We start from the raw sequence: 26,291 nt of genomic DNA on the forward strand, positions 1-26,291 counted from the left end.
TGCCCACTCGTCTCCGGGGTCGGACGAGACCGGTCCCGGAGCGTCAACTGACGCCAGTAGCGGTCATCTCCCCGCCGGACCGTGACGCACGGGTTTAGCGTCCTGCCCCAGGTGGTCGGCTCCCACCACCGCCGGTCCTTCCGGCGGCGCCGACCGCCCCCGCCGAGAAAACCCGGCGGCGGCCCGTCTCCCCTGTGCGGGCCGCCGTCGGTCCCGGCGGGCATCGGCCCTCACAGGGAGAGGATGTGACCCGCCCTCGTGGCAGCGCACCGGAAGCCCCAGCAGTCCCCTCTCGGCGGCCGGGCGGCACGGACCGCCGCCACGCTCGCTCTGGCCTCGGCGGCGACGGCGACAGTGTTCGAGGGCTCCGGGCACGCCGAGCCCCGGCCGACCCCCGCCCAGGTGAAGGCGGAGGTGGACCGGCTGTACCAGGAGGCCGAGGTGGCCACCGAGAAGTACAACGCGGCGAAGGAGAGGGCCACCGAGGCGCGGGGCTCGCTGGACCGGCTGCGTGACGAGGCGGCTCGCAGGACCCAGCGGCTCAACACCCTCCGCAACGGCCTGGGTGCGATCGCCACCGCGCAGTATCGTTCCGGCGGTCTGGATCCCGCCGTGCGCCTGGCCCTGACCTCCGACCCGGACCAGTATCTGGCGCGCGCCGCGATCGCCGAGAAGGCCGGGGAGCGTCAGGCCGCCGCCCTCGGCTCGGTACGCCGGGAGCTCACCGGGATCGGGCAGTTGCGCGCCGAGTCCACCCGACGGCTGACGGAGCTGCGCGGTCACGAGGCCGAGCTGCGCCGGCAGGAGGCGGCCGTACGGGCCAAGCTCGGCCAGGCGCGCGCACTGCTCGCCCGGCTGACCGCCGAGGAGCGGGCACGGTACGAGGCGGCGGCGGCGACGGGATCGGGACGGGTCGGGACGGCGGGTCCGAGCGGTGCGTCCGGGGCCCGGGCGGACCGGGACTCCCTGGCACGCGGGCCGGTGACGGCGCCGAACGCCCGCGCCGCACAGGCCGTCTCCTTCGCCCGGGGCCAGCTGGGCAAGCCGTACGTGTGGGGGGCGACCGGTCCTTCGGCGTACGACTGCTCGGGGCTGACACAGGCGGCCTGGCGGGCCGCGGGCGTCGCGCTGCCCCGCACCACCTATACGCAGATCAACGCCGGGCAGCGGGTCTCACGCTCCGAACTGGGCCCCGGCGACCTGGTGTTCTTCTACTCGGGCATCAGCCACGTGGGCCTCTACATCGGCGGCGGGCAGATGATCCACGCACCACGACCGGGCGCCCCGGTGCGGGTGGCACCGATCGACGAGATGCCGTTCGCCGGCGCGACCCGGGTGGGGTGACGCCCCGGCCGCCCCGGCCGGGGGCGGGGGGCGGGGGACGGTGGGGAGCGGGGGCGCGTCGTGGGCGGCGGATCAGATCAGGCGGCGGGCGGCCTCGTCGGGTCGCGGGTCAGACCAGGCGGCGGGCGGTCGCCCAGCGGGTCAGCTCGTGCCGGTTGGAGAGCTGCAGCTTGCGCAGTACCGCGGAGACATGCGACTCGACCGTCTTCACCGAGATGTAGAGCTGCTTGGCGATCTCCTTGTACGCGTATCCACGCGCGATCAGCCGCAGCACCTCCCGCTCCCGCTGGGTGAGGCGGTCCAGGTCCTCGTCCACCGGCGGGGCGTCCGTGGACGCGAAGGCGTCCAGGACGAATCCGGCCAGGCGCGGGGAGAACACCGCGTCGCCGTCCTGCACCCGGAAGATCGAGTCGACCAGGTCCGTGCCGGTGATCGTCTTGGTGACATAGCCACGGGCACCGCCGCGGATGACGCCGATGACGTCCTCCGCCGCGTCGGAGACCGAGAGGGCCAGGAAGCGGACCGGGTTCTCGGGCGCGGCCATCAGGTTCGCGCAGCGGCGCAGCACCTCGACCCCACCGCCACCCGGCAGATGCACATCCAGCAGGACGACCTCGGGACGGGTCGCGGTGATCACCGTGACGGCCTGGTCGACATCGGCGGCCTCGCCGACGACCTCGACACCGGTGATGTCGGTCCGGCCGATCTCGGCCCGCACGCCGGTGCGGAACATCCGGTGGTCGTCGACGAGGACGACCCGCACCCGGCGCTCCGTGGTCGGTACCTCCGTCGTCCCGGTCCCGGTCTCGTCGCTCATCCGTCCGCCCTCTCCATCTCAAGCTCCACTTCGGTGCCCCCGCCCGGCACGGACCGCAGCCGGGCCGAACCGCCGTTGCGCTGCATCCGGCCGATGATCGATTCTCGTACGCCCATCCGGTCCTCGGGTACGGAGTCCAGGTCGAAACCCGGCCCCCGGTCGCGGACGGAGACGAAGACCGTACGGCCCTCGACCTCGGCGTAGACCTGCACCGCCCCTCCCTCGCCACCGTACTTGGCGGCGTTGACCATCGCCTCGCGCGCGGCCTGCATCTGCGCGGCCAGTTTCTCGTCGAGCGGGCAGTCGCCGACGACCACGACCTCCAGCGGGACACCGTGCTTGTCCTCGACCTCGGCGGCGGCCTTCTTCACCGCCTCCGCGAGTGTGTCGGGCTCCTCGTCCTCGTCCTTGCCCGTCCCCTCCGGCTTGTACAGCCAGTTCCGCAGCTCCCGCTCCTGTGCGCGGGCGAGTCGGCGCACCTCCCCGGGCTCGTCCGCGTTCCGCTGGATGAGGGTGAGGGTGTGCAGGACGGAGTCGTGGACGTGGGCCGCGACCTCCGCGCGCTCCTGGGCGCGGATGCGCATCGTCCGCTCCTCGGAGAGGTCCTGCGACATCCGGACCAGCCACGGCCCGGCGAGCAGGGCGATGCCCGTGAGCACGGCTATCGCGGCGGTGAACGCCGTGCCGAGCTGGGCGGCGGACCCCCGGACCACCATGAAGGCGGTCAGGCCGAGGCCGACCAGGGCGACGCCCGCGAAGCCGCGGGCGAGTTGGAGCGTGCGCCGCCGGCGGCCCGGCTCGGTCCAGCTGGCCCGGCGGGCGTTGTCCGCCTGCCGCCAGACGAGCACCACACCGACGCCGATCAGCAGCGTCGGCCAGACGTAACGGTCGGCCTGGTTGCCGAAGTCGACGTTGCCGACGAAGACGGCGGCGCCGAGGGCCAGCGCGATCAGCGCGAAGACCTGGCCGCGGTCCGGCTTGCGCAGCCGCCGCCGGCCGTCCGCCGTCGTCTCGAACACGGGCCGGGGCGCGGCCCGTCCGCCGACACCCAGCGGGACGACGATCCAGAAGACCGCGTACAGCAGGGCGCCGAGCCCGTCCGCGAGGAGCAGCGCCACGAACACGGCGCGGACCCAGACGACGGGCAGTCCGAGATGTCCGGCGAGGCCGCGTGCGACACCACCGAGCCACCGTCCGTCGGCGCTCCGGTAGAGCTTGCGCACGGGCGGTTCGTCGGTCTCGGAGACGCGGGCGGCTGCTGGCATACACCGATCGTCACACGCCCTCCCAGGCCCGGACATCAGGGTCTGGCCCTGAGATGGCCCCTAGGTGGACCGCCCCGGGGAGGCGTCGGGGTGGGCGGGCGGCGGAATATCAGGGTCGGGCCAGGGTCGGTCCCGGTGCCGCCGGGGGTCACGGGCCGTCACCATGGACGCATGACGAGTTCGACGCCTTCCTCGCACGAGGCCCCGCCGCCGGCGGAGGCTCACGCCGTCGCGCCGCTGCGCCGCTCGCGGGGGCACAAGGTCGTGGGCGGGGTGTGCGGCGGTCTCGGGCAGCACTTCGACCTCGATCCGGTGATCTTCCGGATCGCGGTCGGTGTGCTGTCGGTCACCGGCGGCATAGGGCTGATCTTCTACGGCTTCGCGTGGCTGCTGATCCCGCTCGCGGGCGAGGAGGAGAACGAGGGCCGCAAGCTGCTCTCCGGCCGGGTGGAGGGTGCGTCGCTCGCCGCGCTGCTGATGGCCCTGGTCGGCTGCGGCGTGTTCCTGTCCATGCTGCACAACGGCGGCACGATCGCGTTCGCGATGATGCTGTCGACAGCGGTGTGCGGGGCAGCCGTCTGGTCGCAGCGGCGTCGGCAGGCCGTGGGCGGCGACGCGGAGAGCCGACTGGACGCGGCGACCGCCGCCGCGGTCGCCGAGGCGCCGCCGGAGGCCAAGGCGCCGCCGCTCGTGGAGTTCACGTCCTGGTGGAAGGATCCGATCGTCAAGGACGGCTCGACCGGCCCCATAGCCGTCGGCTACCTCTGGGGCCCGCACGGGGTGGACGCCGACGGGCTGACCGCGGACGGCGAGCGGCCGGTGCCGGGCAGCCAGTGGGGCACGTGGGTCCCGGAGCCCGGCCGGCCGGTCCCCGCCACCCCCGCGGTCCGGCGCGGTCCTCGCTCGATCGGCGGCCTGGTCCTCTTCCTGGCCCTGGTGGCGGGTGGCCTGGGCACGTTCCTCGCCTGGGAGGGACATCCGCTCGGCACGAGCGTGCAGATCGGGCTCGTGGCGGCGCTGGTGGTCTTCGGCCTGGGACTGGTGCTCAGCAGCTTCCTCGGCCGGACCGGCTTCGGCACGATCTTCATGACCGTGGTGACGGCCGGCCTGCTCGCGGTGGCGGCGGCGCTGCCCAAGCAGATCTCCACGGACTGGGTCCGTACGGACTGGCGGCCGGCATCGGTCACCGCCGTCCAGCCGCGCTACGAACTGGGCACGGGCGTCGGCACGCTCGACCTGTCCGGGCTCGCGGTCCCCGCGGGCACGACGGTCGGTACCACGGTGGAGGTGGGCGCCGGAAAGCTGGAGGTGGTCGTCCCGAAGAACGTGACCGTGAAGGTGCGGGCGCAGGTGGGTCTCGGAGACCTGCGGCTGCCGCAGCAGCCGCCCGGCGACATCGACATCGCGCCGGACCGCGACGAGACCCGTACGCTCACCCCTCCGGAGGGCACCGCCCCGGCCGGAACGCTCGACCTCTCCCTGGAGGTCGGTCTCGGACAGGTGGAGGTCACCCGTGCTGCTTCATGAGTTCCGTCCGGGTCGGCTCGTCGCCGGCGCGACCGCCCTCGCCCTCTCGGTCCTCTACGCGGGCGATGCCGCCGACACGTGGGTCGCGCCCTGGTACGGCGTGATCCCGGTGCTCTGCGGCGGCCTGGCCGCGGCCGCCCTGGTGACCTGGGTCGCCTACCGCATACGCCGCCGGTCGGCCCGGACCGCGTCGAGCGAGAACATCGAGGCCCCGGCGAGCACGAGCGGCAGCCAGGACATCAGATAGGCGAGGTCGTTCCCGTAGTAGTACGGGTCGCTCTGCCAGCTGACGGTCAGCCAGAGGCTCAGTGAGATCAGCGCCCCGCCGAGTGCGGCCGGCCTGGCGAAGAACCCCACCAGGGTCCCGATGCCGACGGCCAGCTCACCCAGCGCGATGGTGTACCCGAAGCCGACGGGGTTCTTGAGCGCCAGGTCGACGAGGGCGGGCACGGCGGAGCTGTCACGGACGCCCCGCATCATCTCGCCGATCGATCCGTTGCCGGTCTCGGCCATGAAGGAGGAGTCGGTGAGCTTGTCGAGACCGGCGTAGATGAAGGTGACGCCGAGGAAGACGCGCAGCGGCAGCAGCGCGTAGCGCGAGGCGGTCTCCTTCCAGCCGGCCGCGTCTCCGCCGCGACCGCGCGCGTGACCGCCGCCACCGGGCCCGTACGACCCGTTCGTCCGCCGCATTCGTGCCATCGCCGGCCCGCCTCTCCACGCCACACGCCAGTGTCCGGGGAAATCGATTGTCCTCGGACGCCCCGCATCTGGATACGTGGGAGGCCCGCCGGTGGTTCAGGCGGACAGGCGGTCCCGCCCGGACGGCTCAGTCGACGACGTCGATCGTGACCCGGTTGGACTCCGCGCCGGCGGCGGTCACCACCCACACCTCCACCCGCCCCGGTTCGACGTCAGCCGGGAGCGGCACGGTGAGGGACGCGTCGGTCGGGTTGGCGAAGCCGCCGGGGACGGGGACCAGCGGGACACGGGCGTGGACCGTGCCGATGCGCACGACCAGGCGGGTGAGCGGGTCGGGGCCGTGCCCGCCGGGCGGGACGAAGCCGATACCCCGGATCTCGATGTCGTCGCCGGTGCGGATCGGGGCGTCCAGGTCGCCCGCCTCCCGGGAGCGGACGACGGAGAGGATCACGGGCCGGCCGCCCTCGACGCACTTCCCGGCGAGATAGCCCGCCGCGGAGAGGGCGACCAGCAGCACCAGGGACCAGGGAGGCACCGGCAGGCGGTCGGGTTCACGCGCCAGCCGCACGGCGCACAGGAGGAGGACGGCTGTGGAGACCAGGACGTACTGGAGGTCGGTGAGGCAGGCGCGGCCGTCGTCGTCGGAGACGAGGTCGGCGGCCCTGGGGCGGTCGGCCCGGACTTTCTGCAGACGCTGTCCCAGGATCCTTCCCCACACGATCCGACGGACGGCGACGGCCACCGCCGACGTCACGGCGAAGGCCGTGAGGAGCCCGGCGGAGCGCGCGAGCCCGAGGCCGACCCCGTCGGCTCCGGTGATCAGACGCAGCGTGAGGAAGAGCAGGGCGTAGAGGGTGAAGAGCAGCCAGCCGGCGGCGACGGCGCGGGAGGTGGAGAGCCGGTTGTCCTCGCCGATCAGCGGCGCGAGGATCCCTCCGTGCGCCCGGTGGGCGTGGGCGGCGCCGGTGAGCAGGCCGGCGAGGGCGAGCGCGGCGCCCAGCGCCGCGGTGCGCGGACCCGTCCAGCCGGTGCCGACCGCGGTGAGCGCCTGCCCGAGGAGCAGCGCGACGACAGCGCCCCAGACGGCCCCGAAGGTGGCCGGACGCACACGCCGGAGCCAGGCCTCGCCCGCCTCGCGGCCGCGCGTGGCGACGGTACGGGCGGACTGGCCGAGCTCGTCGGAGACCCACTGGCGGGAGGCGACCGGCGAGTGGGCGACGGCGGCGGGCACGCCGTGCCCCGCGGCCAGTTCGTCGCGCAGGGCGAGGAAGGCGGCGACGGCGCGCCGGTGCCCGGCTCGCCCGCCCGCTACGCAAGGCCCGGCGTCACCGTACAGCGTCGACTCCTGGCACCGTCTCGCCTCTTGCACCGCCACGGCGCTCACTTCCCGATCCGTCAACCAGCCGTCGATCCTTGGGAATTGTCCCGCACCGGGACGCTCCTCGTGTGCTCCGAGCGCCCCGCGCGAGAGTGATTGAACAGTCATCACATTGACGTAAAGGCACGTTCTACGACAGGAGTTCGGGATCCGTGCGACTGACCAGAGAGATCACACGACGACCACAGGGGTCGGCCACAGGCGATCGACCGGAGGCATCGACCGGAGGGACCAGACGACGAAACCGCCGCCCCGTGGAGACGGGACGGCGGTTTCACCCACGTACGGGAGGGGTCACTCCCACTCGATGGTGCCCGGCGGCTTGCTGGTCACGTCGAGCACGACACGGTTGACGTCGGCGACCTCGTTGGTGATCCGGGTGGAGATCTTCGCGAGCACGTCGTACGGCATGCGCGTCCAGTCCGCCGTCATGGCGTCCTCGGAGGAGACGGGGCGCAGGACGATCGGGTGGCCGTAGGTCCGGCCGTCGCCCTGCACGCCCACGGAGCGCACATCGGCGAGCAGCACGACCGGGCACTGCCAGATGTCGCGGTCGAGACCGGCGGCCGTCAGCTCCTCGCGGGCGATGGCGTCGGCCTCGCGCAGCAGGTCCAGGCGCTCCTTGGTGACCTCGCCGACGATCCGGATGCCCAGGCCGGGGCCCGGGAAGGGCTGCCGCTGGACGATCTCGTCCGGCAGGCCGAGCTCCTGGCCGACCATACGGACCTCGTCCTTGAACAGCTGGCGCAGCGGCTCGACGAGCTCGAACTCCAGGTCCTCGGGAAGGCCGCCCACGTTGTGGTGGGACTTGATGTTCGCCGTGCCGGTGCCGCCACCGGACTCGACGATGTCGGGGTAGAGCGTGCCCTGGACGAGGAAGGCGACGTCCTCGCCGGCGCCGGCCGACTCGGCGACGATCTCGGCCTGCGCCTGCTCGAAGACGCGGATGAACTCACGGCCGATGATCTTCCGCTTCTCCTCGGGGTCGGAGACCCCCGCGAGCGCGGTGAGGAATCGCTCCTGCGCGTCGACGACCTTCAGCTGGACGCCGGTCGCGGCGACGAAGTCCTTCTCGACCTGCTCGGTCTCGTCCTTGCGCATCAGACCGTGGTCGACGTACACGCAGGTCAGCTGCGAGCCGATGGCCTTCTGCACGAGCGCCGCGGCCACCGCCGAGTCGACGCCGCCGGAGAGACCGCAGATGGCGCGCTTGGTGCCGACCTGCTCGCGGATGGCCGCGACCTGCTCCTCGATGACGTTGCCGGTGGTCCACGTCGGCTGGATACCGGCGCCCCGGTAGAGGAAGTGCTCCAGGATCTGCTGGCCGTGCGTGGAGTGCATCACCTCGGGGTGGTACTGCACGCCGTACAGCTTCTTCTCGTCGTTCTCGAAGGCCGCGACCGGCACGACGTCCGTGGACGCGGTGACGGTGAAGCCCTCGGGGGCGGCGGAGCAGGCGTCGCCGTGCGACATCCACACGGACTGCTCGGTCGGCGTGCCCTCGAAGAGGGTGGAGCCGGCCTTGAAGACGTGCAGCGGCGTACGGCCGTACTCGCGCGCTCCGGTGTTGTCGACGGTGCCGCCGAGGGTGGTCGCCATCAGCTGGAAGCCGTAGCACATGCCGAAGACCGGGACACCGGCCTCGAACAGTTCTCGGTCCAGGCGCGGGGCGCCCTCCGCGTACACGGACGACGGGCCGCCGGAGAGGATGATCGCCTTCGGGTTCTTGGCCAGCATCTCGGCCACCGGCATGGTGGACGGGACGATCTCGCTGTAGACCCGGGCCTCACGGACTCGGCGGGCGATGAGCTGGGCGTACTGGGCGCCGAAGTCGACAACGAGGACTACGTCCGGGTTGGAGACGTCGGGCGCGGCAGCGGGAGTCGCTGATGACACTACGGCGGCCTTCCGGCGGTAGGAGAGGTTCCCCGAAAGAGGGGGCTATTTATCGATTCTACCGGCGCGCCGGTGTCGCTTTTCGTCTCACCATCCGAACCCGGTTTGGCCGGGAGCGCGAGGCGCGGTCCATACTGTCCGCATGCGCAAGCTCACGATCTTCGTCTTTACCTATGGCACCGGCCCGTCCGGCTGCCATGGTCGTGCTGCTTGATCTGACAAGCGACTTCCCAGGCGCCCCGGGCCGACAAGGCCCGGGGCGTTCTGTCGTTTTCCGGGCCGTGCCGCTCCGGGGCCTTTCGAACCCGACACCACGAGGAGCCCCCGATGACCACCGCGACCGCCGCCGCCGCTACGACCGTGACCGCCAAGGCCCTGACCGCGAAGACCGTGACCGAGAAGACCGTGACCGAGAAGACCGGCGCCCGTACCGACGAGGCCGCCGCGCTCATCGGGGACGCCCGCGAGCGGATCGACGCGCTCGACGACCGGATCATCGGCCTGATCCAGGAGCGGATGGCCGTCTCGGCCGTGATCCAGGAGGCCCGGATCGGCTCGGGCGGCCGCCGCGTGAACCTCGCGCGCGAGATGGAGGTCCTCGGCCACTACAGGGACGCGCTGGGCAAGCCGGGCACCGCCCTCGCGATGACCGTGCTCGAACTGTGCCGGGGCCGGGTCTGACCCGCGGGGGCGGGGGTACGGACCTGAGTTCGGACCCGCTCTCACCCGTACGGCGCGTGACCGGCTCCCGCACCCCTTCGTTGGTCCCGGTGTCCGTGCCAGCCAGGGGCGGGCCCGAAGAAACCACGCGTGGCTCCGCTGGGGTGTGTGGCGTACCACTGGTACGCCGTGGGACCTCGCCCCAGCGTGTGTGACCGGACGGCAGGGGACAGCAGCCCGGTCACCCATGAAGAGCGGTCGGCCCCGGGGACGCCCGGGGCCGACCGCAACCGGCCCGACGGATGCCCGGCGGCATCCGCCCAGCACGATGCGATCCACCCCGCGTACCGTCCCGACCTTCGAGTCCCCTCGAGTCCCCCTCACCCCTGCGGCGCCTCCTCCCCCCCGGGCGCCGCTCTCCGCCGGCACCGCCACCGCCCTGACACCGGTGCCGCCCAAGGGCCCCGCCGCGAACGACATCGCGCCGCGGGGCCCTTGCCGTGCGCGAGGGGCGGACGGGCCGGGATGAAGTGACGCGCGTCACACCATGATTCCGCGCATCCGCTACAACCAATCCCCCCGGTCGCAGGTCATGCATGCGGCACCACCAGAAGCTGGAGAGGCGCTGCACTCGGAGGGGGGTGCAGCGCCTCTTCCGTTCGGAGAGCCTCCTCGGGTGTCAGGACACGGCCGTGTCGGGGCTCGTCCGCGTCGCCTGCCTCGGCGGGACCGCCGGCATGCCAAGGAACGGCAGGTTCAGCGCGCCGAAGGCGTCCGCCGGGACCGCCGGGGACTTCGGCGCGACCGGGGCGAGCCGGACGTACCCCTCGCCCCGGCGCGGACGCGGATCCTCCTCGCCCTTGTTCGGCCAGAAGGACATGGCCCGCTCCGCCTGCGCCGTGATCGTCAGCGAGGGGTTGACGCCGAGGTTGGCGGAGATCGCCGCCCCGTCGACGACGGAGATGCCCGGGTGGCCGTAGAGGCGGTGGTACGGGTCGATGACGCCGGACTCGGCGTCGGCGCCGATCGGGCAGCCGCCGAGGAAATGCGCGGTCAGCGGGGTGCCCATCAGCTCGCCGATGTTCGAGCCGGCGAAGCCGTTGATCTCCTCCGCCATCAGGGAGGCGGCGCGGGTGGCCGCCTCGATCTGGGTCGGGTTCGGGGCGCCGTGCCCCTGGCGTGCGGTGAGCAGGCCCTTTCCGAGACCGCCGGGCTTGCGGTAGGTGGTGAGCGAGTTGTCCAGGGACTGCATCACCAGGCCGATGATGGTCCGCTCCGACCAGCGGCGGTTGGAGAGGGCGCGCAGAGCGAGGGCGGGGTGCTTGACCATCTCCAGGAGCCACCTGCGGACCCGGTGGGCGCCGTAGGGCACCTGGAGGACGGTCAGACCTCCCATGGAGTTCGAGCCCCTGCCGTAACGGACCGGCTCGATGTGGGTGTTCTCGTCCGGGTGGATCGACGACGTGATCGCCACACCCCTGGTGAAGTCGACCCGGTCCTCGCCGTGCCGCCTGCGGTAGCGCCGGTCGGTGGTCTGCGAGCCCACCAGCGCCTCGGAGTTCGTGCGGGTCAGCTCGCCGAGGCGGGCGGAGATCCGGGGCAGCAGTCCGGAGTCCTTCATCCGGTGCAGCAGCGTCTGGGTGCCGTACGTGCCGGCCGCGACCACCACCTTGCGGGCGGTGAAGGTCCGCCCCGCGCCCTTCCTCCGGTTGTCGGTCGGGAGGGTCCGCACGGCGTAGCCGCCGCGCGAGTCCTCGGTGAGGGCGACGACCGACGTCATGGGGTGGACCACGGCGCCGGCCCTCTCCGCGAGGTGGAGGTAGTTCTCGTTCAGGGTGTTCTTGGCGCCGTGCCGGCAACCGGTCATGCACTCGCCGCACTCGGTGCACGCCTTGCGCGAGGGGCCGGCGCCCCCGAAGTACGGGTCGGCCACCTCGTCGCCCGGCTTCGCCCTGGCCGTGCCCTCGGCGTCGTTGCCGTCGCCGAAGAAGACGCCGACCGGCGCCATGTGGAAGGTGTCGCCGATCCCCATCGCCTCGGCGGTGGCCTTGAGATGCACGTCGGAGGGGGTCATCGTCGGGTTGAGCCGCACCCCGAGCATCCGCTTGGCCTGGTCGTAGTACGGGGTGAGCTCGTCGCGCCAGTCGGTGATGTCCCTCCACTGCGGGTCCTCGAAGAACGGCGCGAGCGGCTCGTAGAGGGTGTTGGCGTAGTTGAGCGAGCCGCCGCCGACGCCGGCGCCCGCGAGCACCATGACCTTGCCGAGCAGATGGATGCGCTGGATGCCGTAGAGACCGAGGGAGGGGGCCCAGAGGAAGTTCTTCAGGTCCCAGGAGTTCTTCGGCAGGGTCGCGCGCGTGAAGCGGCGGCCGGCCTCCAGGACGCCGACCCGGTAGCCCTTCTCGGTCAGGCGCAGGGCCGTGACCGAGCCGCCGAAGCCGGAACCCACGACGATGACGTCGTAGTCGTACGCGCCGTCGTCTTCCTGATTCCGGGCAGGGGGTACCGCGGTCATGGCTCTCCTCGTACGTGAAAAGTGCGGGAACGTGCGGAAGTATGCGGAAGCGGGCGGGTGTCAGCGCAGGCGCAGGGCCTTCATCGCCTTCAGGGACACGCTCATGAACGCGGCGTACTTCTCGTCGTCCATGCCGAAGGACGGCGCCAGCGGAATCAGCCGCTGCTGGGCGACGGTCTGGGCCTCGGTGAACTTGAGGATGCCCTCCGAGCCGTGGCGCCGCCCCAGACCGGAGTCCTTCATGCCGCCCATCGGCGCCTGGACGCTTCCGTACGCCGGGGCGTACCCCTCGTTGATGTTGACCGTGCCGGTGCGCAGCCGGGCGGCGATGGCGTGGCCGCGGCGCGCGTCCCGGGTCCAGACGGAGGAGTTGAGGCCGTACGGCGTGCCGTTGGCCAGCTCGACGACCTCGTCCTCGTCCTTGAAGCGGTAGATCGAGACGACGGGGCCGAAGGTCTCCTCGGTGCAGACGGCCATCGGCGCCTCGACGCCGTCGAGGATCGTCGGCTCGTAGAAGAGCGGGCCGATGTCGGGGCGGGCGACGCCGCCCGCGACGACCTTGGCGCCCTTGGCGACGGCCTCCTCGACGTGCCGGGTGACCGTCTCCAGCTGCCGGTCGCTGACGAGGGAGCCCATGTCGGCGCCGTAGGCGAGGGAGTTGCCCAGCCGCATCGCCTTCGTGCGGGCGGCGAACCGGGCGACGAAGTCGTCGGCGACCGACTCGTGCACGTACAGCCGCTCGATGGAGATGCAGAGCTGTCCGGCCGAGGAGAAGCAGGCGCGGACGGCGCCGGCGGCAGCCTTCTCGATGTCGGCGTCCCGCAGGACCAGCATGGCGTTCTTGCCGCCGAGTTCGAGCGTGACACCGACGAGCCGGGCGGCGGCGCCCTGCGCGACCTCGCGGCCGGTGCGGGTGGAGCCGGTGAAGGAGACGTAGTCGGCGTGCTTGACGACCTCGGGGCCGACCACGGGCCCGTCGCCGAGGACGACCTGGAAGACCTCGGCCGGCAGCCCCGCCTCGACGAGCAGGTCCCGGGCCCACAGCGCGGTGAGGGCGGTCTCGGTGTCCGGCTTCATCACCACGGCGTTGCCCGCGACGAAGGCGGGCAGCGCGTCGCCGACGGAGAGCTCCAGCGGGTAGTTCCAGGGGGCGATCTGCCCGACGACCCCGCGCGGCTGGCGCAGCTCGGTGACCTTGGTGAGGGTCGGTACGACACCGGTGTGGCGCTTGGGGCGCAGGTAGGAGGGGGCCTTGCGGCCGTAGTGGCGGGCGGCTACGGCGACCGCCTGGACCTCCTCGTGGGCGTGGAGCCGGGCCTTGCCGGTCTCCAGCTGGATGAGGTCGAGCACCTCCGCCTGGCGCTCCAGGACCAGGTCGTGGAAACGGAGCAGGACGGCGGCGCGGGCCCGGACCGGGGTCGCGGCCCAGACGCCCTGGGCGGCACGGGCGCGGGCGAACGCCTCGGCGACGTCCTCGGGGGTGGACTCGGGCAGCTCGGCGAGCTTCTCACCGGTGAAGGGGGTGTGGTTGGCGGTACGGCCGGAGCCGACGACCCCGCGAGTGAGCTGGGCGACCACCTCGGGCGTCACCACGTCGGCCGCGGTGCGGGCGCCGGCGGGCGAGGGCGCGAGGGGGTTCGTACCGGTGGTGGTGACCGCCGTGAGCGTGGTGGCGCGAGCCTGCGAGTCCGTCATGAGGGCGAGAGTAGGCCGCATTCCGGCCTTTGGGTACCCGTCGGTAACGCGTTTTCACCGGGTGCGCACAATCGCGCCAGTGATCACTGGCATATAAGCCCTGATCAGGGGCTTACGGTCGGGCGCGCGGGCGGTGTCCCCGGATCAGGGGCTTACGGTCGGGCGCGCGGGCGGTGTCCCCGGATCCCTGGCGCGCTCACCGCGTCTGCTCGCCCGGCGCCCGCCAGTGCCGCAGGACGATGTCGAACTGCTCCCGGGTGGTCTTCCAGCTCGACTCCGGCGAGGACATGTACAGGGCGTACTCGGTGCCGTCGTCCGTGAAGTACAGCTGGTCGATGGCGTGCCTCGGGCCCGGGAACTCCTGCTTCTCGTACCAGGTGAACTCCCACCGGGCGGAGCGGACCTGGTCGCGGTAGGTGTTCTGGTTGAGCTTGATCCGCTGGTACCGCATGCGCTTCTCGAGGGTCTTCTCCAGGTCCAGCACGTGCACGTACGGGTTCTCGAAGTCGGGCGTGGGGTCGATGCTGATCCGGATCCGGTGGCGGCCGTTGTCCGGCGTGTAGTCGATGTTGTCGCCGTCGGTCTGCCGCTTCCAGCCGTCGGGGACGAGGAGGCTGAAGCCCTCGGGGTCCTCGACCCTGTGCCAGCCGGCGGGTATCCCGGCCTCGGCCGGGCCGGTGACGGCCGTGCTCCGCTCCGCGGCACGACGGTCGCGGTCGGCGTCCCCGGCGGCGGTGTAGTTCATGGCGGCGAAGACGGCCCCGCCCGCGACCAGGCCCGCGAGGACGGCCGCCAGGACCGCCGTACGCCACCGTCCGCGGCTCCTCTCGGGGACGGCTGCCGGTACGTCGGCGAGGGTCGCCGTGGAGCCGGCGCCCGTGCCCGCGGGGTCCCGGTGCGGCTGCCGCGCGCGCTCGGGCAGGGCGGTCTCGGGCAGCGAGGAGGTGGCGGCGGTCAGCGCCTCCTCCGGCACCCGCTGCGTCGGGACGTACGCCTGGGCCGCTCGCGGTGTGCGGCCCTCCATGGCGTCGAGCAGCATCCGCTCGGCCTCGTCCGCGAGCGGCCGGTGCGCCGGGTCCTTGCGGAGCAGCGCGACGATGACGGATGCCAGCGGCCCGGCCTTCGCGGGGTGCGCCGGCTCCTCCGTCACCACCGCCTGCATGGTGCTGATCGGAGAGCTCCGCCGGAACGGCGAGCCGCCCTCCACCGCCGTGTACAGCGTCGCGCCCAGCGACCACAGGTCGGATGCGGGACCGGGGTCCCCGCCCCGTACCCGCTCGGGCGCCAGATAGTCGATGGAGCCGACGAGTTCACCGGTGCGGGTGATCGTCGAGTCGCCCTCGATCGCCGCGATCCCGAAGTCGGTGAGCAGGACCCGGCCGTCGCGGGCCAGCAGGACGTTGCCGGGCTTGACGTCCCGGTGCAGCACCCCGGCCGCGTGCGCGGCCCGCAGGGCGCCGAGGACGTGCAGACCGATCCTGGCCGCCTCCCGGGGCTCGATCGTGCCGGACTCCTTGGCGGCGTCGGCGAGCGAGGGCCCGTCGACGTACTGCATCACGATCCACGGCCGGTCGTCGTGCTCCAGCACGTCATGGACGGTGACCACGCCGGGGTGGGTGATCCGGGCAGCGGCGCGGGCCTCCTTCTGCGTACGGGCGTGCAGCACCAGGCGGTCGGCCTCGGCCACGAACCGACCCGCCGTCAACTCCTTGACGGCGACGATCCGGTGCAGGACCTCGTCGTGGGCGCGCCAGACCTTGCCCATGCCACCGCGGCCGATCGTCTCGCCCAACCGGTAGCGCCCGGCCAGCAGGAGGCCCTCCCCCGTGCCCGCCCCGGCCCCGGTTCCCGCGCCTGCGCTCTGTGAATGCTCCACTTGCCCCCGCCCGTTCCTTCGGAGGCCAGATTACGGAGGCGGAACGGGTGGCGGAAGCTCGGGGCGGGCAACGGAACAAGCCTGTGACCGGGCGGCGGACGGGGCGAGCGGCGGCAGACCGTGGGACGGGAGGCAAGCCGCGGCGGACGGGGCGCGGGGAGGAAGAGCGGCGGCCGGCCGATCCGGGGGGGGGAGCCGGCCAGGCGTGTCAGCGCGTCGCGCGGTACGCCTTCACGGCCTGGTCGTAGATCTCGGACACCTTGTCGCGTTCGGTCTCCGGGCCGATGACCTGGACCACGTGGTAGCGGCCGCCCTCGATCAGCGCCAGGTTGCGGACGAACACCTCACGGCCGGTGCTGTCCTGCCAGGTGAACTGACCCACCGCCATGGCCTGTCGGCCGACGTCGATGCGGCGCAGCCCGGAGGCGCTGGACCAGGAGGAGTCCCGCCAGGGCTGGAGCTCGCGCTCCTTGGTGCGCTGGTACGCCATCGGGTCCGCGCCGTGGGCCTGCACGGTGTCCCGCCCCGGCACGACGATGAGGGTGAATTCGCCGCCGGTGTAGCGGACTTGCCCGGCGTCGTTGATGGGGCTGCGCCGCCAGCCGTCGGCGACGCCGACCTGGAAGCCTTCCGGGTCCTTGCGCAGGGAGTAGCCCGCCGCGAGCTCCGCGCCGGGGGCCGGTTCCGTGCTCGCGCCCGGTTTCGTGCCGGGGGTGGGTTTCGTGCCCGAGGTGGGTTTCGTGCCCGAGGTGGGTTTCGCGCTCGGCGTGGTCTTCGGCGGACCGGGATCCGAGGGCGCGGTGGACTGCCCGCCCGGCTGCCCGGCGGCTCGTTGGCCCCCGGCGCCCCCCTCGTCGGGCATGAACATCACGGCGTACGCGACGGCCCCACCGAGCAGCAGCAGGATCAGGAGCAGGAGCGTACGCCCGAGCGCGCGCGGGGAGCGGGAGGCTCCGGATGACCGGGCAGGCCGTGGGGTGCGGGGGGCCCGCTGCGGGAGCTCCTGGTGGAACTCCTCCTGCCGGAGCTCCCGCCGGGGCTCGTGGCGCCGGTCCTGGCCACGGGCCCGGCGGGGCTCGGCCGGTCCATGGGGCTGCGGAGGCAGATAGGGCTGCTTGTTCCTCTTGTGCCGGTGGCGGCCGCCGGCCGCTCCCCCACGACGCCTGCGCACCAGTTCGCCGCGGCGGCGCACGATGGGCAGCCGGGTGGCGTCGACGGACGGCAGCGGGACGACCCCGACGCCTGCGTCGGGCTCGGGCGCCGACCGGACGAGGGAGCGCAGCCAGCCCCGCACCTCCTCGAAGTCGGGGCGCTCGGTGGGGTCCTGGCGTAGCAGCGACTCGACGACGGGGCGCAGCGGCCCGCACTCCTCGGCGAAGGCGGGGGGCTCGGCGCACACGAGCTGGACCAGCTCGGCGGCGTTGTCCTCGGGGTACGGGGCGTGGCCCTGGACCGCCCGGTAGAGCAGCGCGCCCAGCGCCCAGAGGTCGGTGGCCGGACCGATCGGCGGAGCCAGCCGCCAGTTCTCGTGGACCGGTCCTGCCTGTTCGGGGGCCCAGCGCTCGGTCACGGCGCCGACGACGGCGATCCGCGTCTGGCGGGCGCGCTCGCCGGCGAGCCGGGTGGCGGGACCTCGGTACGGGTGCCCCGGGCCGTCCGCGTCCGGCGCGGGCCCGTCCCAGCGGCCGACGGCCGGCACCGGCACCGGAACCGGGGCGGCGGGCACGGGGGCCGGATGCGGGGCCTGGGCGGGGGTGTAGCCGGCCGGGAGAGCGGGCCGGCCGGAACCCGGGAGCACCTGGCCGCTTTCCCGGCCTCCGGCCGGGCCCGAGCCGCCCGCGGGGATCGGCCCCGCGCCGTCGCGCGAGGCGTGCGGCCCGTCGCTCCAACTGCCGGCGAGCAGCGCGCGGGGCGGCCCGGCGCCCTCGTCCTCGTCGTCCTCGCCCTCGTCGTCCTCGGCCTGGGACCACCACTGCGGCTCGGGACCGAGTCCCCGCGCGGGCACGGTCGCGGTCTCGCGCTCCGGGCCGGGGACGTTCCTGGAGTCGCGCTCGAAACCCGGCTCGGTCGCACGGCCGGGATCGGACTCGTCACCGGGGCTCAGCTCGGGGCCCGGGCCGGCGTCCGGGTAGGGACGCGGGCCGGGGCCAGGGCTCACGAGCGGGTCGGGGCGCGGGTCCACGTGCGGGTCCGCGTGCGGGTCCGGATTCGCGTGCACGTCCAGGCCCGGGTCCGAGCGCCGCACCGGCGCCGGTCCGGTCTCCGCGAGTCGTGCCGCGGCGCGGGCGCCCGCGCGGTACGCGGCGATGGCACCCGCGCGGGCCGCCCGTACGTCCGTGGCCGGACTCGCCACCGGGTCGTCCGACCCGGTGTCCGACTCGTCGGCCGGCCTCGGGCGCTCGGGCCCCGGCGCCTCGATCTCCGCACGCGTACGTGCGCCGGGAACGGGGACGGCCGTACCCGGGTCCGGCCGCTCGGCGGCAGCGGGAACACGCGGACCCCCAACGGCCCCAGCGGCACCGGAGGCAGCACCGGGCAGTTCGGCGTCCCCCGCGTACCGCCGGTCGTCCTCCTCGGGCTCCGGCACCGGTGCGTACCCGCACAGGGCCTCCTCCGCCGCGCCCGTCGCCAGCCCGGTGAGCACCACCCGTCCGTCGTCGCAGACGAGCACCGTGCGCGGGGTGATGTTCCGATGGGTCCAGCCATGGGCGTGCAGAGCCCGCAGGGCCGTGAGGACGTCGGAGCCGATCTCGGCCGCCCGGTAGGGAGTGAGGGGACGCTCGGCGAGGAGCGCCGCCAGCGGCCTGGCCGCCACCAGTTCACTCACTATCCACAGCGAACCGGCTTCGGCGAACACGTCGAAGACCTGGTCGAGACGGGGGTGGTCGGGGATCCGCGCGGCGGCCTGCGCCGCCTCGACAGCCCTCCGCACGGCGGGGTCGGCCGGGCGCCGGGACGCCCGTCCCCGGGTCGGACGAGCCACGGACCCGCCGCCCGCGTCACCGTCGAGGAACTCGGCGTCGACCACCTCGGGCAGCGGCACCTGGCGGACCAGGACCTCCTGCCCGCTGTACGTGTCGAAGGCTCGCGTCTCCACGAGCTCGTACGCGTCCGACGGCGGCAGCGGCAGGCGGTAGCGGTCGGCGAGCACCCTCCCCGCGTAGTCCTCCACGACGCCTCCCCACCGAGCGCGCTGTGCCCCTGTTCCCACGATCCCACGGACCCCCACGCCCCAGGGATCTCACGGACCATGCGATACCGTCAATTATGGTCGGAACCCGTGCAGTTGTCGGCCCTGTCCAGCTGCGTACGGTCCCCGGCCTCTCACGATACGTGCCGTCGGTCAGTCCTTGGGGCTGAACGTGGCGAACGCCGTGTCCCGCAGTGTCTTGCACTCGGCGGCGTTCCACGTGTCCGCCTTGCAGCTGATCATGATGGAGTAGCCCCGCTTGGCGTCCACCTTGAAGCCCCGGTTGAGGATCCGGACCCGGATGCCGCTCTGGTCGCGCTCGAACTCCCAGTCGGCGACGGTGGGATATCCCTTGTACGAGACCGGCTTGATGCCGATGTGGCGGTAGCCGCTGCTGCTGGCGGACACCCCGGCCACGGCACCGGCCCACGCGCTGGCCGCGTCGTCCTTCGGGCTGTCGTTGAAGTCGACCTGGACGCGCGGGAAGCCGCCGTCGGCGTTGAATATCCCGCCGGAGTTCCGGCCCGCTATGGCGTTGAGCTTGAAGGACGACGGCATCGCCATGCTGAAGTGGAACCGGTCGTTGGCCACCATGGCGTAGCCGGCGGGCAGCGATGCTCCGCCCGTACCGGGGCCACCGGTGCTGGGCTTGCCCGACGGCGTCCCGCTCTGCTCGCCCGTACCGCCGGGCTGCTCGCCTGGCTCGCTCGGTGTCTGGCCCTGCCCCTGCGTCTGTCCCTGTTCCTGGGTGTCACCGTTTCCCGCCGTGGCACCGGCCGAGGTCACCTGGTCACCGCCGCCCGTACCACCGCCCTTGTTGCCCGTACTGTCGTCGCCTCCGCCCAGCGCGACGGCGAGGATGGTGCCGAGCAGGGCGAGGACGACGATCGCGGCGATGATCACCAGTGTGCGGCGCGGCACCACGTCCGTGAGCGACGCCCGGGCCTGGGCCGGTCGGTTGCCGCCCTGCGCCGGCTTCGGCGCGGTGGCGGCGTTGCGCACGGACTTCAGCGCGCCGAGCATCCGCTCGGCCGCCGCCTCGCCGCTCCTCTCCGTGGTGGCGGGCCCGAACGGCGGCTTCGAGGGTGCCGGTGGCAGGGGAACGACCCGGGTGGCCTCCGGCGACGGCTCGGGCGCGAAGGTGGGCGCGGGAGCGTCCAGCACGGCCCTGAGGAGCGCGCGGGCGCCCGCGTCGTCGAGCCGCTGGGCGGGGTCCTTGGCGAGCAGGCCGTAGATGACCTTCTCGAGCAGCGGCCCGGCGTTCTTCGGCGGGTCGACGGGCTCGGTCATCACCGCGGTGAGCGTCGCGATCGCGGAGCCCTTGTCGTACGGCGGGCTGCCCTCGACGGCCGCGTACAGCAGTCCGCCGAGCGACCACATGTCGGCGGCCGGTCCCGGCTTGTGGCCACGGGCCCGCTCCGGCGAGATGTAGGAGGGGGCGCCGACGAGCATGCCGGTGGAGGTGATCGAAGGGTCGCCCTCGACCTGGGCGATGCCGAAGTCGGTGAGGACGACCCGGCCGTCCTCGGCGATCAGCACGTTCGACGGCTTCACGTCGCGGTGCAGGATGCCCTCGCGGTGCGCGGAGCGGAGCACGTCGAGGATGGCGAGGCCGACCTCGGCGGCGCGGTGGGGCGTGAGGGTGCCGTCCTCCCGGACGGCGTCGGCGAGCGACTTGCCCTCGATCAGCTCCATGACGATCCAGGGCCGGTCGTCCTCGTCGACGACGTCGTAGACGGTCACGGCGCCGTTGTTGCGGATCCGGGCGATGGCCTTGGCCTCGCGCAGGGTCCGGGTGATGAGGCGTCGCTTCTCGTCCTCGTCGATGCTGTTGGGGAAGCGAAGCTCCTTGACGGCGACGGTCCGTCCGAGCGTCTCGTCGACGGCACGCCACACCGTGCCCATGCCGCCGCGCCCGAGCACCGCGCCGAGCCGGTAACGCCCGGCCAGCAGGCTGCCCTCGGCCGTCGCCCCGGGCGCCGCCTTCGCGGAGCGTCCGGGCGCACCGGCCTTCCTGGCGCCCTGGGCCCCTCCGGCTGCGACGCCCGTGCCCTTCACGGCGGGCCTGGCGTCGACGGGCCGGTCGTCGACCCGCCCCGCGCTTCCCGCCTTCACGTCACCGGGCCGCGCATCGACAGGCGGCTTCGCGTCGACAGGCTTCCGATCGGCCGCCTTCGGGTCGGCCGGCCGCGCATCGGCCGGCTTTTTCAGGTCGGCAGGCTTCGCGTCGGCCTGCTTCCCGTCGGCCTGCCGGGCGGACGGAGAGCCGGCCGGGCTCTCGCCCTTCGCGACGGTCTTCTCCGGCGCGCTGCCGGCAGGCTTGCCGTCCGCCGGTACCGCGTCCGCCGGGGCGGTGTCCGACAGAGCCCTGTCCGCGGGCTCCGCGTCCGCCTTCGGGGGCACGGTGTCCGTGACCGGCTTCGAGGCCGTCGCGGCCTCCCTGGCCGTCGCCGGTCCCGGTACCTTGCCCGGCCCGGCGTCCGAGGGCTCGACGGCGGCTTCGGCGCCGCTCGCGCCGCCCGCCTTGCCCGTCTCCGCGCCGGAGTCCCCGTCCCGCTCCGCTTCACGCGCCGCTGGGACCACACCCCGGTCGCCGTCGGTTCCGGCACCCGCGCCGGCGTCCCGCCGAGGGTCCCGCGCCGTGCCCCGCGACTGCTCCGCCTCCGACATGCGTCCCCTCTGCGATCCCTGATCTTCGCCCGCGCCTGCCGCTTCCCGCGCGATGCGGTAACCCGCCCTGGAAGAGAGCCCATTGTCTCTCACTCCGGGACCCGCGCTGCTCCCGGGTCCGCAGTCCGAGAAGACGGCCCCGGGGAACGACACTCCCACCATGCCACCCGACGCGCAGCCACCCCCCTGAGGTTCCCCGACCCCGCGAACGGGGCGTCAGGCCCGGTTGCCAACGCGCCGGACGCCCCGCCGAGTTGGCGCCCCTGCTCCCCCCTGCTCCCCGCCCTCCGCACCTCCCCGGTCCCGACAGAGCGTCAGATCGGCACGATGTCCGGCGCGCCGAGACGCGCCGCGTCCGCCGTCAGGTCGTCGGGCTGCCGCTGCGACTCCCGCTCCGCCTCCACCCGCTTCTCGTAGTGCTCGACCTCCTTCTCGATCTGCTGCGCGTCCCAGCCCAGTACCGGTGCCATGAGCTCCGCGCACTCGCGCGCGCTGCGCGTGCCCCGGTCGAAGGTCTCGATCGAGATCCGGGTGCGCCGGGTCAGGACGTCGTCCAGGTGCCGGGCCCCTTCGTGCGAGGCGGCGTAGACGATCTCGGCGCGCAGATAGTCCTCGGCGCCGGTCAGCGGTTCGCCGAGACTCGGGTCACTGGCGACCAGCTCCAGGATCTCCTCCGTCAGGGCGCCGTAGCGGTTGAGCAGATGCTCGACCCGTACGACATGGAGCCCGGTCCGGGCGGCGATCCTGGCCCGCGCGTTCCACAGCGCCTTGTAGCCCTCGGCGCCGAGCAGCGGGATGTCCTCGGTGACGCAGGCGGCGACCCGCTGGTCGAGCGCGTGCACGGCCTCGTCCACGGCGTCCTTGGCCATCACGCGGTAGGTGGTGTACTTGCCGCCCGCGACGACGACGAGACCGGGGACCGGGTGCGCGACGGTGTGTTCGCGCGAGAGCTTGCTGGTCGCGTCCGACTCTCCGGCGAGGAGGGGCCGCAGCCCGGCGTAGACCCCTTGGACGTCGTCCCGACCGAGCGGCACCGCCAGCACGCTGTTCACGTGTTCGAGAAGATAGTCGATGTCGGCGCTGGACGCGGCCGGGTGGGCCTTGTCCAGGTCCCAGTCGGTGTCCGTGGTGCCGACGATCCAGTGCCGCCCCCAGGGGATCACGAACAGGACGGACCTCTCGGTGCGCAGGATCAGTCCGGTGTTCGAGTGAATCCGGTCCTTGGGCACCACCAGATGGATGCCTTTCGACGCCCGTACGTGGAACTGGCCCCTCTCCCCGATGAGCGCCTGGGTGTCGTCCGTCCACACCCCGGTGGCGTTCACGATCTGCTTGGCGCGGATCTCGTACTCGCCGCCGCCCTCGACGTCCTTCACCCGGGCGCCGACCACCCGTTCGCCCTCGCGCAGGAAGCCGATCACCCTGGCCCGGCTGGCGGCCTTCGCGCCGTAGCTCGCCGCGGTCCGTACGAGCGTGGCGACGAAGCGGGCGTCGTCCATCTGGGCGTCGTAGTACTGCAACGCCCCCACCAGCGCGTCCTTCTTCAGGCAGGGCGCCACCCGCAGGGCGTGACGCCGTGACAGATGCCGGTGGACGGGAAGACCCCGGCCGTGTCCCGACGACACCGACATCGCGTCGTACAGCGCGACGCCCGAGCCGGCGTAGAGCCGCTCCCAGCCCTTGTGCCGCAGGGGGTAGAGGAAGGGCACCGGTTTCACCAGATGGGGTGCGAGCCGCTCAAGGAGCAGTCCACGCTCCTTCAGCGCCTCCCGTACGAGCGCGAAGTCGAGCATCTCCAGATACCGCAGGCCGCCGTGGATCAGCTTGCTCGACCGGCTGGAGGTGCCGGATGCCCAGTCCCGGGCCTCCACAAGCCCGGTCGAAAGTCCTCTCGTGACCGCGTCGAGGGCGGTCCCGGCGCCGACGACACCGGCGCCCACGACCAGTACGTCCAGTTCACGCTCGGCCATCGCCGCGAGCGCTTCCGCTCGCTCCGCGGGCCCCAGTGCCGCTGTCCTCACCGCTGCCTCCCGTCGTCCCCCGTGGTCGGGCTCACAGTCTCGATTCTGTCCCGGCCCTCCGACTTCAGCCACCGCCTGTGGATAACACTCGGCGATCCCCGACCCCGCAATCCCGCATATCGGTCATATTTACGCCTAGTCTGACATTGCGCTCGCCCCTCGTTCTGTCCACAGGGCTTGCGCGTCTCGTCCCCTCCGGCTACTGGGAAGGACGTCCCACCTCCATGCCCGCTGATCTCGCCGTCATCGGCCTCGGCCACCACGGACTCCCCCTCGCCCAGGCCGCTGTCGCCGCCGGCATCGACACCATCGGCTACGACACCGACCCACGCCCCGTCGCCGAACTCGCCGCGGGCCGCCCGCCCGTCGACGGTTCCCTCAGCGCGTCGGAGATCCGCCGGATGCTCGCGGGGGGCTTCCGGCCCTCCACCGACCCGGCGGACCTCGGCCGGGTCCGTACGGCCGTCATCTGCGCCCCCACCCCCGCCGGCCCCGACCGGGCCCTCGACCTCGCCGCCGTCGCCGACGCCGCCCGCGCTCTGGCCGCCCGACTGCGCCCGCACACCACCGTGCTGCTGGAGTCACCCGTCCACCCCGGCACCACCGAAGGCATGCTGCGCGACCTCCTCGAAGAGGGCTCGGGCCTGCGCGCCGGCCGCGACTTCCACCTCGCGTACTCCCCCGGCCGCCTCGACCCCGGCAACCGCACCCACGGCTTCGCCGGGACGCCCAAGGTCATCGGCGGCCTCACCCCCGCCTGCACGGAGTCCGCCGCCGCCTTCTACGGCCGCGTCACCGACAAGGTGGTACGCGCGCGTGGCCCCCGCGAAGCGGAGACGGTCAAGCTCCTGGAGACCAACTTCCGGCACGTCAACATCGCCCTGGTGAACGAGATGGCGGTGCTCTGCCACGAGCTCGGCGTCGACCTGTGGGACGTCATCCGCTGCGCGGAGACCAAGCCCTTCGGCTTCCAGGCGTTCCGACCGGGCCCGGGCGTCGGCGGCCACGGCGTGCCCGTCGACACCATCGGGACCCAACGCCCGCTCCGTATGGTCGAGCTGGCGAGCCAGGTCAACGAGCGCATGCCGGGGTACGTCATCCAGCGCTGCGCCACCCTGCTGAACGAGCACGGCAAGTCGGCGCGCGGCGCCCGGGTGCTTCTGCTGGGCGTCACCTACAAACCCGATCTCGCCGACCGCGAGGGCTCCCCCGCCGACGAGATCGCCCGCCGCCTGATGGACCTGGGAGCCGTGGTCAGCTACCACGACCCGTACGTGCCGGACTGGCGCGTCCGCGACGTCCCGGTCCCCCGCGCCGACTCCCTCTACGAAGCCGCCGCCCACGCCGACCTCACGCTCCTGCTCCAGCACCACCGCACGTACGACCTCCAGGGCCTGTCGGTCAAGGCGCAGCTGCTCCTCGACACCCGCGGCGCCACCCCGGCGGGGGCCGCCCACCGCCTCTGACCCGGGCACACGGAGAGGGCCCCGCACCACCCGGTGCGAGGCCCTCTCCGTACGTACGAAAGCAGCGTCAGCGCTTGTGCTGCGCGTCCGCGACCGTGACCTCGACCCGCTGGAACTCCTTGAGCTCGCTGTAGCCCGTGGTGGCCATCGCGCGGCGCAGGGCGCCGAAGAAGTTCATGGAGCCGTCCGGGGAGTGCGACGGGCCCGCGAGGATCTCCTCGGTCGTGCCGACGATGCCCAGGTCGACCAGCTTGCCGCGCGGGACGTCCTCGTGGACGGCCTCCATGCCCCAGTGGTGGCCCTTGCCCGGGGCGTCCGTGGCGCGGGCCAGCGGGGAGCCGATCATGACCGAGTCGGCGCCGCAGGCGATCGCCTTCGGCAGGTCGCCCGACCAGCCCACGCCGCCGTCGGCGATGACGTGGACGTAGCGGCCGCCGGACTCGTCCATGTAGTCGCGGCGGGCCGCGGCGACGTCGGCGACCGCGGTCGCCATCGGGACCTGGATGCCCAGCACGTTGCGCGTGGTGTGCGCCGCGCCGCCGCCGAAGCCGACCAGGACGCCCGCGGCGCCGGTGCGCATCAGGTGCAGGGCGGCGGTGTACGTGGCGCAGCCGCCGACGATGACCGGGACGTCGAGCTCGTAGATGAACTGCTTGAGGTTCAGCGGCTCGGCGGCGCCGGAGACGTGCTCGGCGGAGACCGTCGTGCCGCGGATGACGAAGATGTCCACCCCGGCGTCGACGACGGCCTTGGAGAACTGCGCGGTGCGCTGCGGGGAGAGCGCGGCGGCGGTGACGACGCCCGAGTCGCGCACCTCCTTGATCCGCTGCCCGATCAGCTCCTCCTTGATCGGGGCGGCGTAGATCTCCTGCAGACGGCGGGTCGCGTTGGCCTCGTCCAGCTCCGCGATCTCGTCGAGCAGCGGCTGCGGGTCTTCGTACCGCGTCCACAGGCCCTCGAGGTTCAGCACGCCCAGGCCGCCCAGCTCGCCGATGCGGATGGCGGTCTGCGGCGAGACGACCGAGTCCATGGGGGCGGCCAGGAAGGGGAGCTCGAAGCGGTAGGCGTCGATCTGCCAGGCGATCGAGACCTCCTTCGGGTCCCGGGTGCGCCGGCTCGGTACGACGGCGATGTCGTCGAACGCGTACGCCCTGCGGCCGCGCTTGCCGCGCCCGATCTCGATCTCAGTCACGATGTGTGGCCTTTCCCTCTATGTCTGCGCCTACCAGTATCCCCGACACAAGCGGGAGGGGCGGTTCCGGCCACATGCCG

16 protein-coding genes are annotated in these 26,291 nt (G+C 73.1%); 4 read left to right on the forward strand and 12 right to left on the reverse strand.

Features of this window, described 5'->3' with window-relative positions; all coding sequences use genetic code 11:
* Positions 1-258: 258 nt before the first annotated feature.
* Positions 259-1,344 carry an NlpC/P60 family protein gene (locus ACWDX6_RS03210; RefSeq protein ID WP_451483222.1) on the forward strand — a complete coding sequence of 362 codons (1,086 nt, stop codon included), beginning with the start codon at positions 259-261 and terminating at the stop codon, positions 1,342-1,344.
* A 109-nt stretch (positions 1,345-1,453) separates the two neighbouring features.
* On the opposite strand, the gene ACWDX6_RS03215 is transcribed toward ACWDX6_RS03210, so the two are convergent.
* Together ACWDX6_RS03215 and ACWDX6_RS03220 are read right to left on the reverse strand one after the other, a co-directional pair.
* The gene (locus ACWDX6_RS03215; protein ID WP_451483223.1) at positions 1,454-2,161 is read right to left on the reverse strand and encodes a LuxR C-terminal-related transcriptional regulator; all 708 of its coding nucleotides are present in this window, start codon (positions 2,159-2,161) and stop codon (positions 1,454-1,456) included.
* Positions 2,158-3,426, reverse strand: coding sequence for a PspC domain-containing protein (locus ACWDX6_RS03220; protein WP_451483224.1), 1,269 nt, complete (start codon positions 3,424-3,426; stop codon positions 2,158-2,160). Before ACWDX6_RS03220 ends, ACWDX6_RS03215 begins: the two co-directional genes overlap by 4 nt.
* A 171-nt stretch (positions 3,427-3,597) precedes the next feature.
* On the opposite strand from ACWDX6_RS03220, the gene ACWDX6_RS03225 reads away from it, so the two are divergent.
* Complete coding sequence (locus tag ACWDX6_RS03225) at positions 3,598-4,953, forward strand: PspC domain-containing protein (RefSeq protein ID WP_451483225.1); 1,356 nt, start codon at positions 3,598-3,600, stop codon at positions 4,951-4,953.
* 156 nt (positions 4,954-5,109) lie between these two features.
* Here the strand turns inward: ACWDX6_RS03225 and ACWDX6_RS03230 are convergent, their stop codons facing one another.
* The 3 genes from ACWDX6_RS03230 to guaA form a co-directional block, all read right to left on the reverse strand.
* Positions 5,110-5,652, reverse strand: coding sequence for a DoxX family protein (locus ACWDX6_RS03230; RefSeq protein ID WP_451483226.1), 543 nt, complete (start codon positions 5,650-5,652; stop codon positions 5,110-5,112).
* Positions 5,653-5,779: 127 nt separating this feature from the next.
* On the reverse strand, positions 5,780-7,027 hold the full coding sequence (locus ACWDX6_RS03235) for a hypothetical protein (protein WP_451483227.1): 1,248 nt from the start codon (positions 7,025-7,027) through the stop codon (positions 5,780-5,782).
* 297 nt (positions 7,028-7,324) lie between these two features.
* On the reverse strand, positions 7,325-8,926 hold the full coding sequence (guaA, locus tag ACWDX6_RS03240; RefSeq protein ID WP_451483228.1) for a glutamine-hydrolyzing GMP synthase: 1,602 nt from the start codon (positions 8,924-8,926) through the stop codon (positions 7,325-7,327).
* A gap of 327 nt (positions 8,927-9,253) precedes the next feature.
* Here guaA and ACWDX6_RS03245 point away from each other — a divergent pair, with 327 nt between their 5' ends.
* Positions 9,254-9,607: a chorismate mutase gene (locus tag ACWDX6_RS03245; protein ID WP_451483229.1), complete on the forward strand. Its 354-nt coding sequence runs from the start codon at positions 9,254-9,256 to the stop codon at positions 9,605-9,607.
* 658 nt (positions 9,608-10,265) lie between these two features.
* Here ACWDX6_RS03245 and ACWDX6_RS03250 read toward each other — a convergent pair.
* From ACWDX6_RS03250 to ACWDX6_RS03275, 6 genes are all read right to left on the reverse strand, one after another.
* Positions 10,266-12,101, reverse strand: a complete 1,836-nt coding sequence (locus tag ACWDX6_RS03250; RefSeq protein ID WP_451483230.1) for a GMC oxidoreductase — start codon at positions 12,099-12,101, stop codon at positions 10,266-10,268.
* A gap of 60 nt (positions 12,102-12,161) precedes the next feature.
* Positions 12,162-13,796 (reverse strand): succinic semialdehyde dehydrogenase, encoded by a 1,635-nt coding sequence (locus tag ACWDX6_RS03255; protein WP_451483231.1) that lies wholly within the window; start codon positions 13,794-13,796, stop codon positions 12,162-12,164.
* A 196-nt stretch (positions 13,797-13,992) separates the two neighbouring features.
* Positions 13,993-15,672 carry a protein kinase domain-containing protein gene (locus ACWDX6_RS03260; RefSeq protein ID WP_451483232.1) on the reverse strand — a complete coding sequence of 560 codons (1,680 nt, stop codon included), beginning with the start codon at positions 15,670-15,672 and terminating at the stop codon, positions 13,993-13,995.
* A gap of 208 nt (positions 15,673-15,880) precedes the next feature.
* A complete protein-coding gene (locus tag ACWDX6_RS03265) occupies positions 15,881-18,844 on the reverse strand; it encodes a protein kinase (protein WP_451483233.1) in 2,964 nt (987 codons plus the stop codon).
* Positions 18,845-19,015: 171 nt separating this feature from the next.
* Positions 19,016-21,532: a protein kinase domain-containing protein gene (locus ACWDX6_RS03270; RefSeq protein WP_451483234.1), complete on the reverse strand. Its 2,517-nt coding sequence runs from the start codon at positions 21,530-21,532 to the stop codon at positions 19,016-19,018.
* Positions 21,533-21,846: 314 nt separating this feature from the next.
* Positions 21,847-23,553, reverse strand: coding sequence for a glycerol-3-phosphate dehydrogenase/oxidase (locus ACWDX6_RS03275; RefSeq protein ID WP_451483235.1), 1,707 nt, complete (start codon positions 23,551-23,553; stop codon positions 21,847-21,849).
* A gap of 224 nt (positions 23,554-23,777) precedes the next feature.
* On the opposite strand from ACWDX6_RS03275, the gene ACWDX6_RS03280 reads away from it, so the two are divergent.
* A complete protein-coding gene (locus ACWDX6_RS03280; protein WP_451483236.1) occupies positions 23,778-25,019 on the forward strand; it encodes a nucleotide sugar dehydrogenase in 1,242 nt (413 codons plus the stop codon).
* A 67-nt stretch (positions 25,020-25,086) separates the two neighbouring features.
* On the opposite strand, the gene ACWDX6_RS03285 is transcribed toward ACWDX6_RS03280, so the two are convergent.
* A complete protein-coding gene (locus ACWDX6_RS03285) occupies positions 25,087-26,211 on the reverse strand; it encodes a GuaB3 family IMP dehydrogenase-related protein (protein WP_392287976.1) in 1,125 nt (374 codons plus the stop codon).
* Between the last annotated feature and the right edge of the window lie 80 nt (positions 26,212-26,291).

Source organism: Streptomyces sp. NPDC003027, from assembly GCF_053591435.1.

Coding starts and splice junctions, on each gene's coding strand:
- ACWDX6_RS03230 (WP_451483226.1), bottom strand. CDS start 5,652: ATGGCACGAATGCGGCGGACGAACGGGTCGTACGGGCCCGGTGGCGGC.
- ACWDX6_RS03270 (WP_451483234.1), bottom strand. CDS start 21,532: ATGTCGGAGGCGGAGCAGTCGCGGGGCACGGCGCGGGACCCTCGGCGG.
- ACWDX6_RS03280 (WP_451483236.1), top strand. CDS start 23,778: ATGCCCGCTGATCTCGCCGTCATCGGCCTCGGCCACCACGGACTCCCC.
- ACWDX6_RS03220 (WP_451483224.1), bottom strand. CDS start 3,426: ATGCCAGCAGCCGCCCGCGTCTCCGAGACCGACGAACCGCCCGTGCGC.
- ACWDX6_RS03250 (WP_451483230.1), bottom strand. CDS start 12,101: ATGACCGCGGTACCCCCTGCCCGGAATCAGGAAGACGACGGCGCGTAC.
- ACWDX6_RS03225 (WP_451483225.1), top strand. CDS start 3,598: ATGACGAGTTCGACGCCTTCCTCGCACGAGGCCCCGCCGCCGGCGGAG.
- ACWDX6_RS03255 (WP_451483231.1), bottom strand. CDS start 13,796: ATGACGGACTCGCAGGCTCGCGCCACCACGCTCACGGCGGTCACCACC.
- ACWDX6_RS03245 (WP_451483229.1), top strand. CDS start 9,254: ATGACCACCGCGACCGCCGCCGCCGCTACGACCGTGACCGCCAAGGCC.
- ACWDX6_RS03215 (WP_451483223.1), bottom strand. CDS start 2,161: ATGAGCGACGAGACCGGGACCGGGACGACGGAGGTACCGACCACGGAG.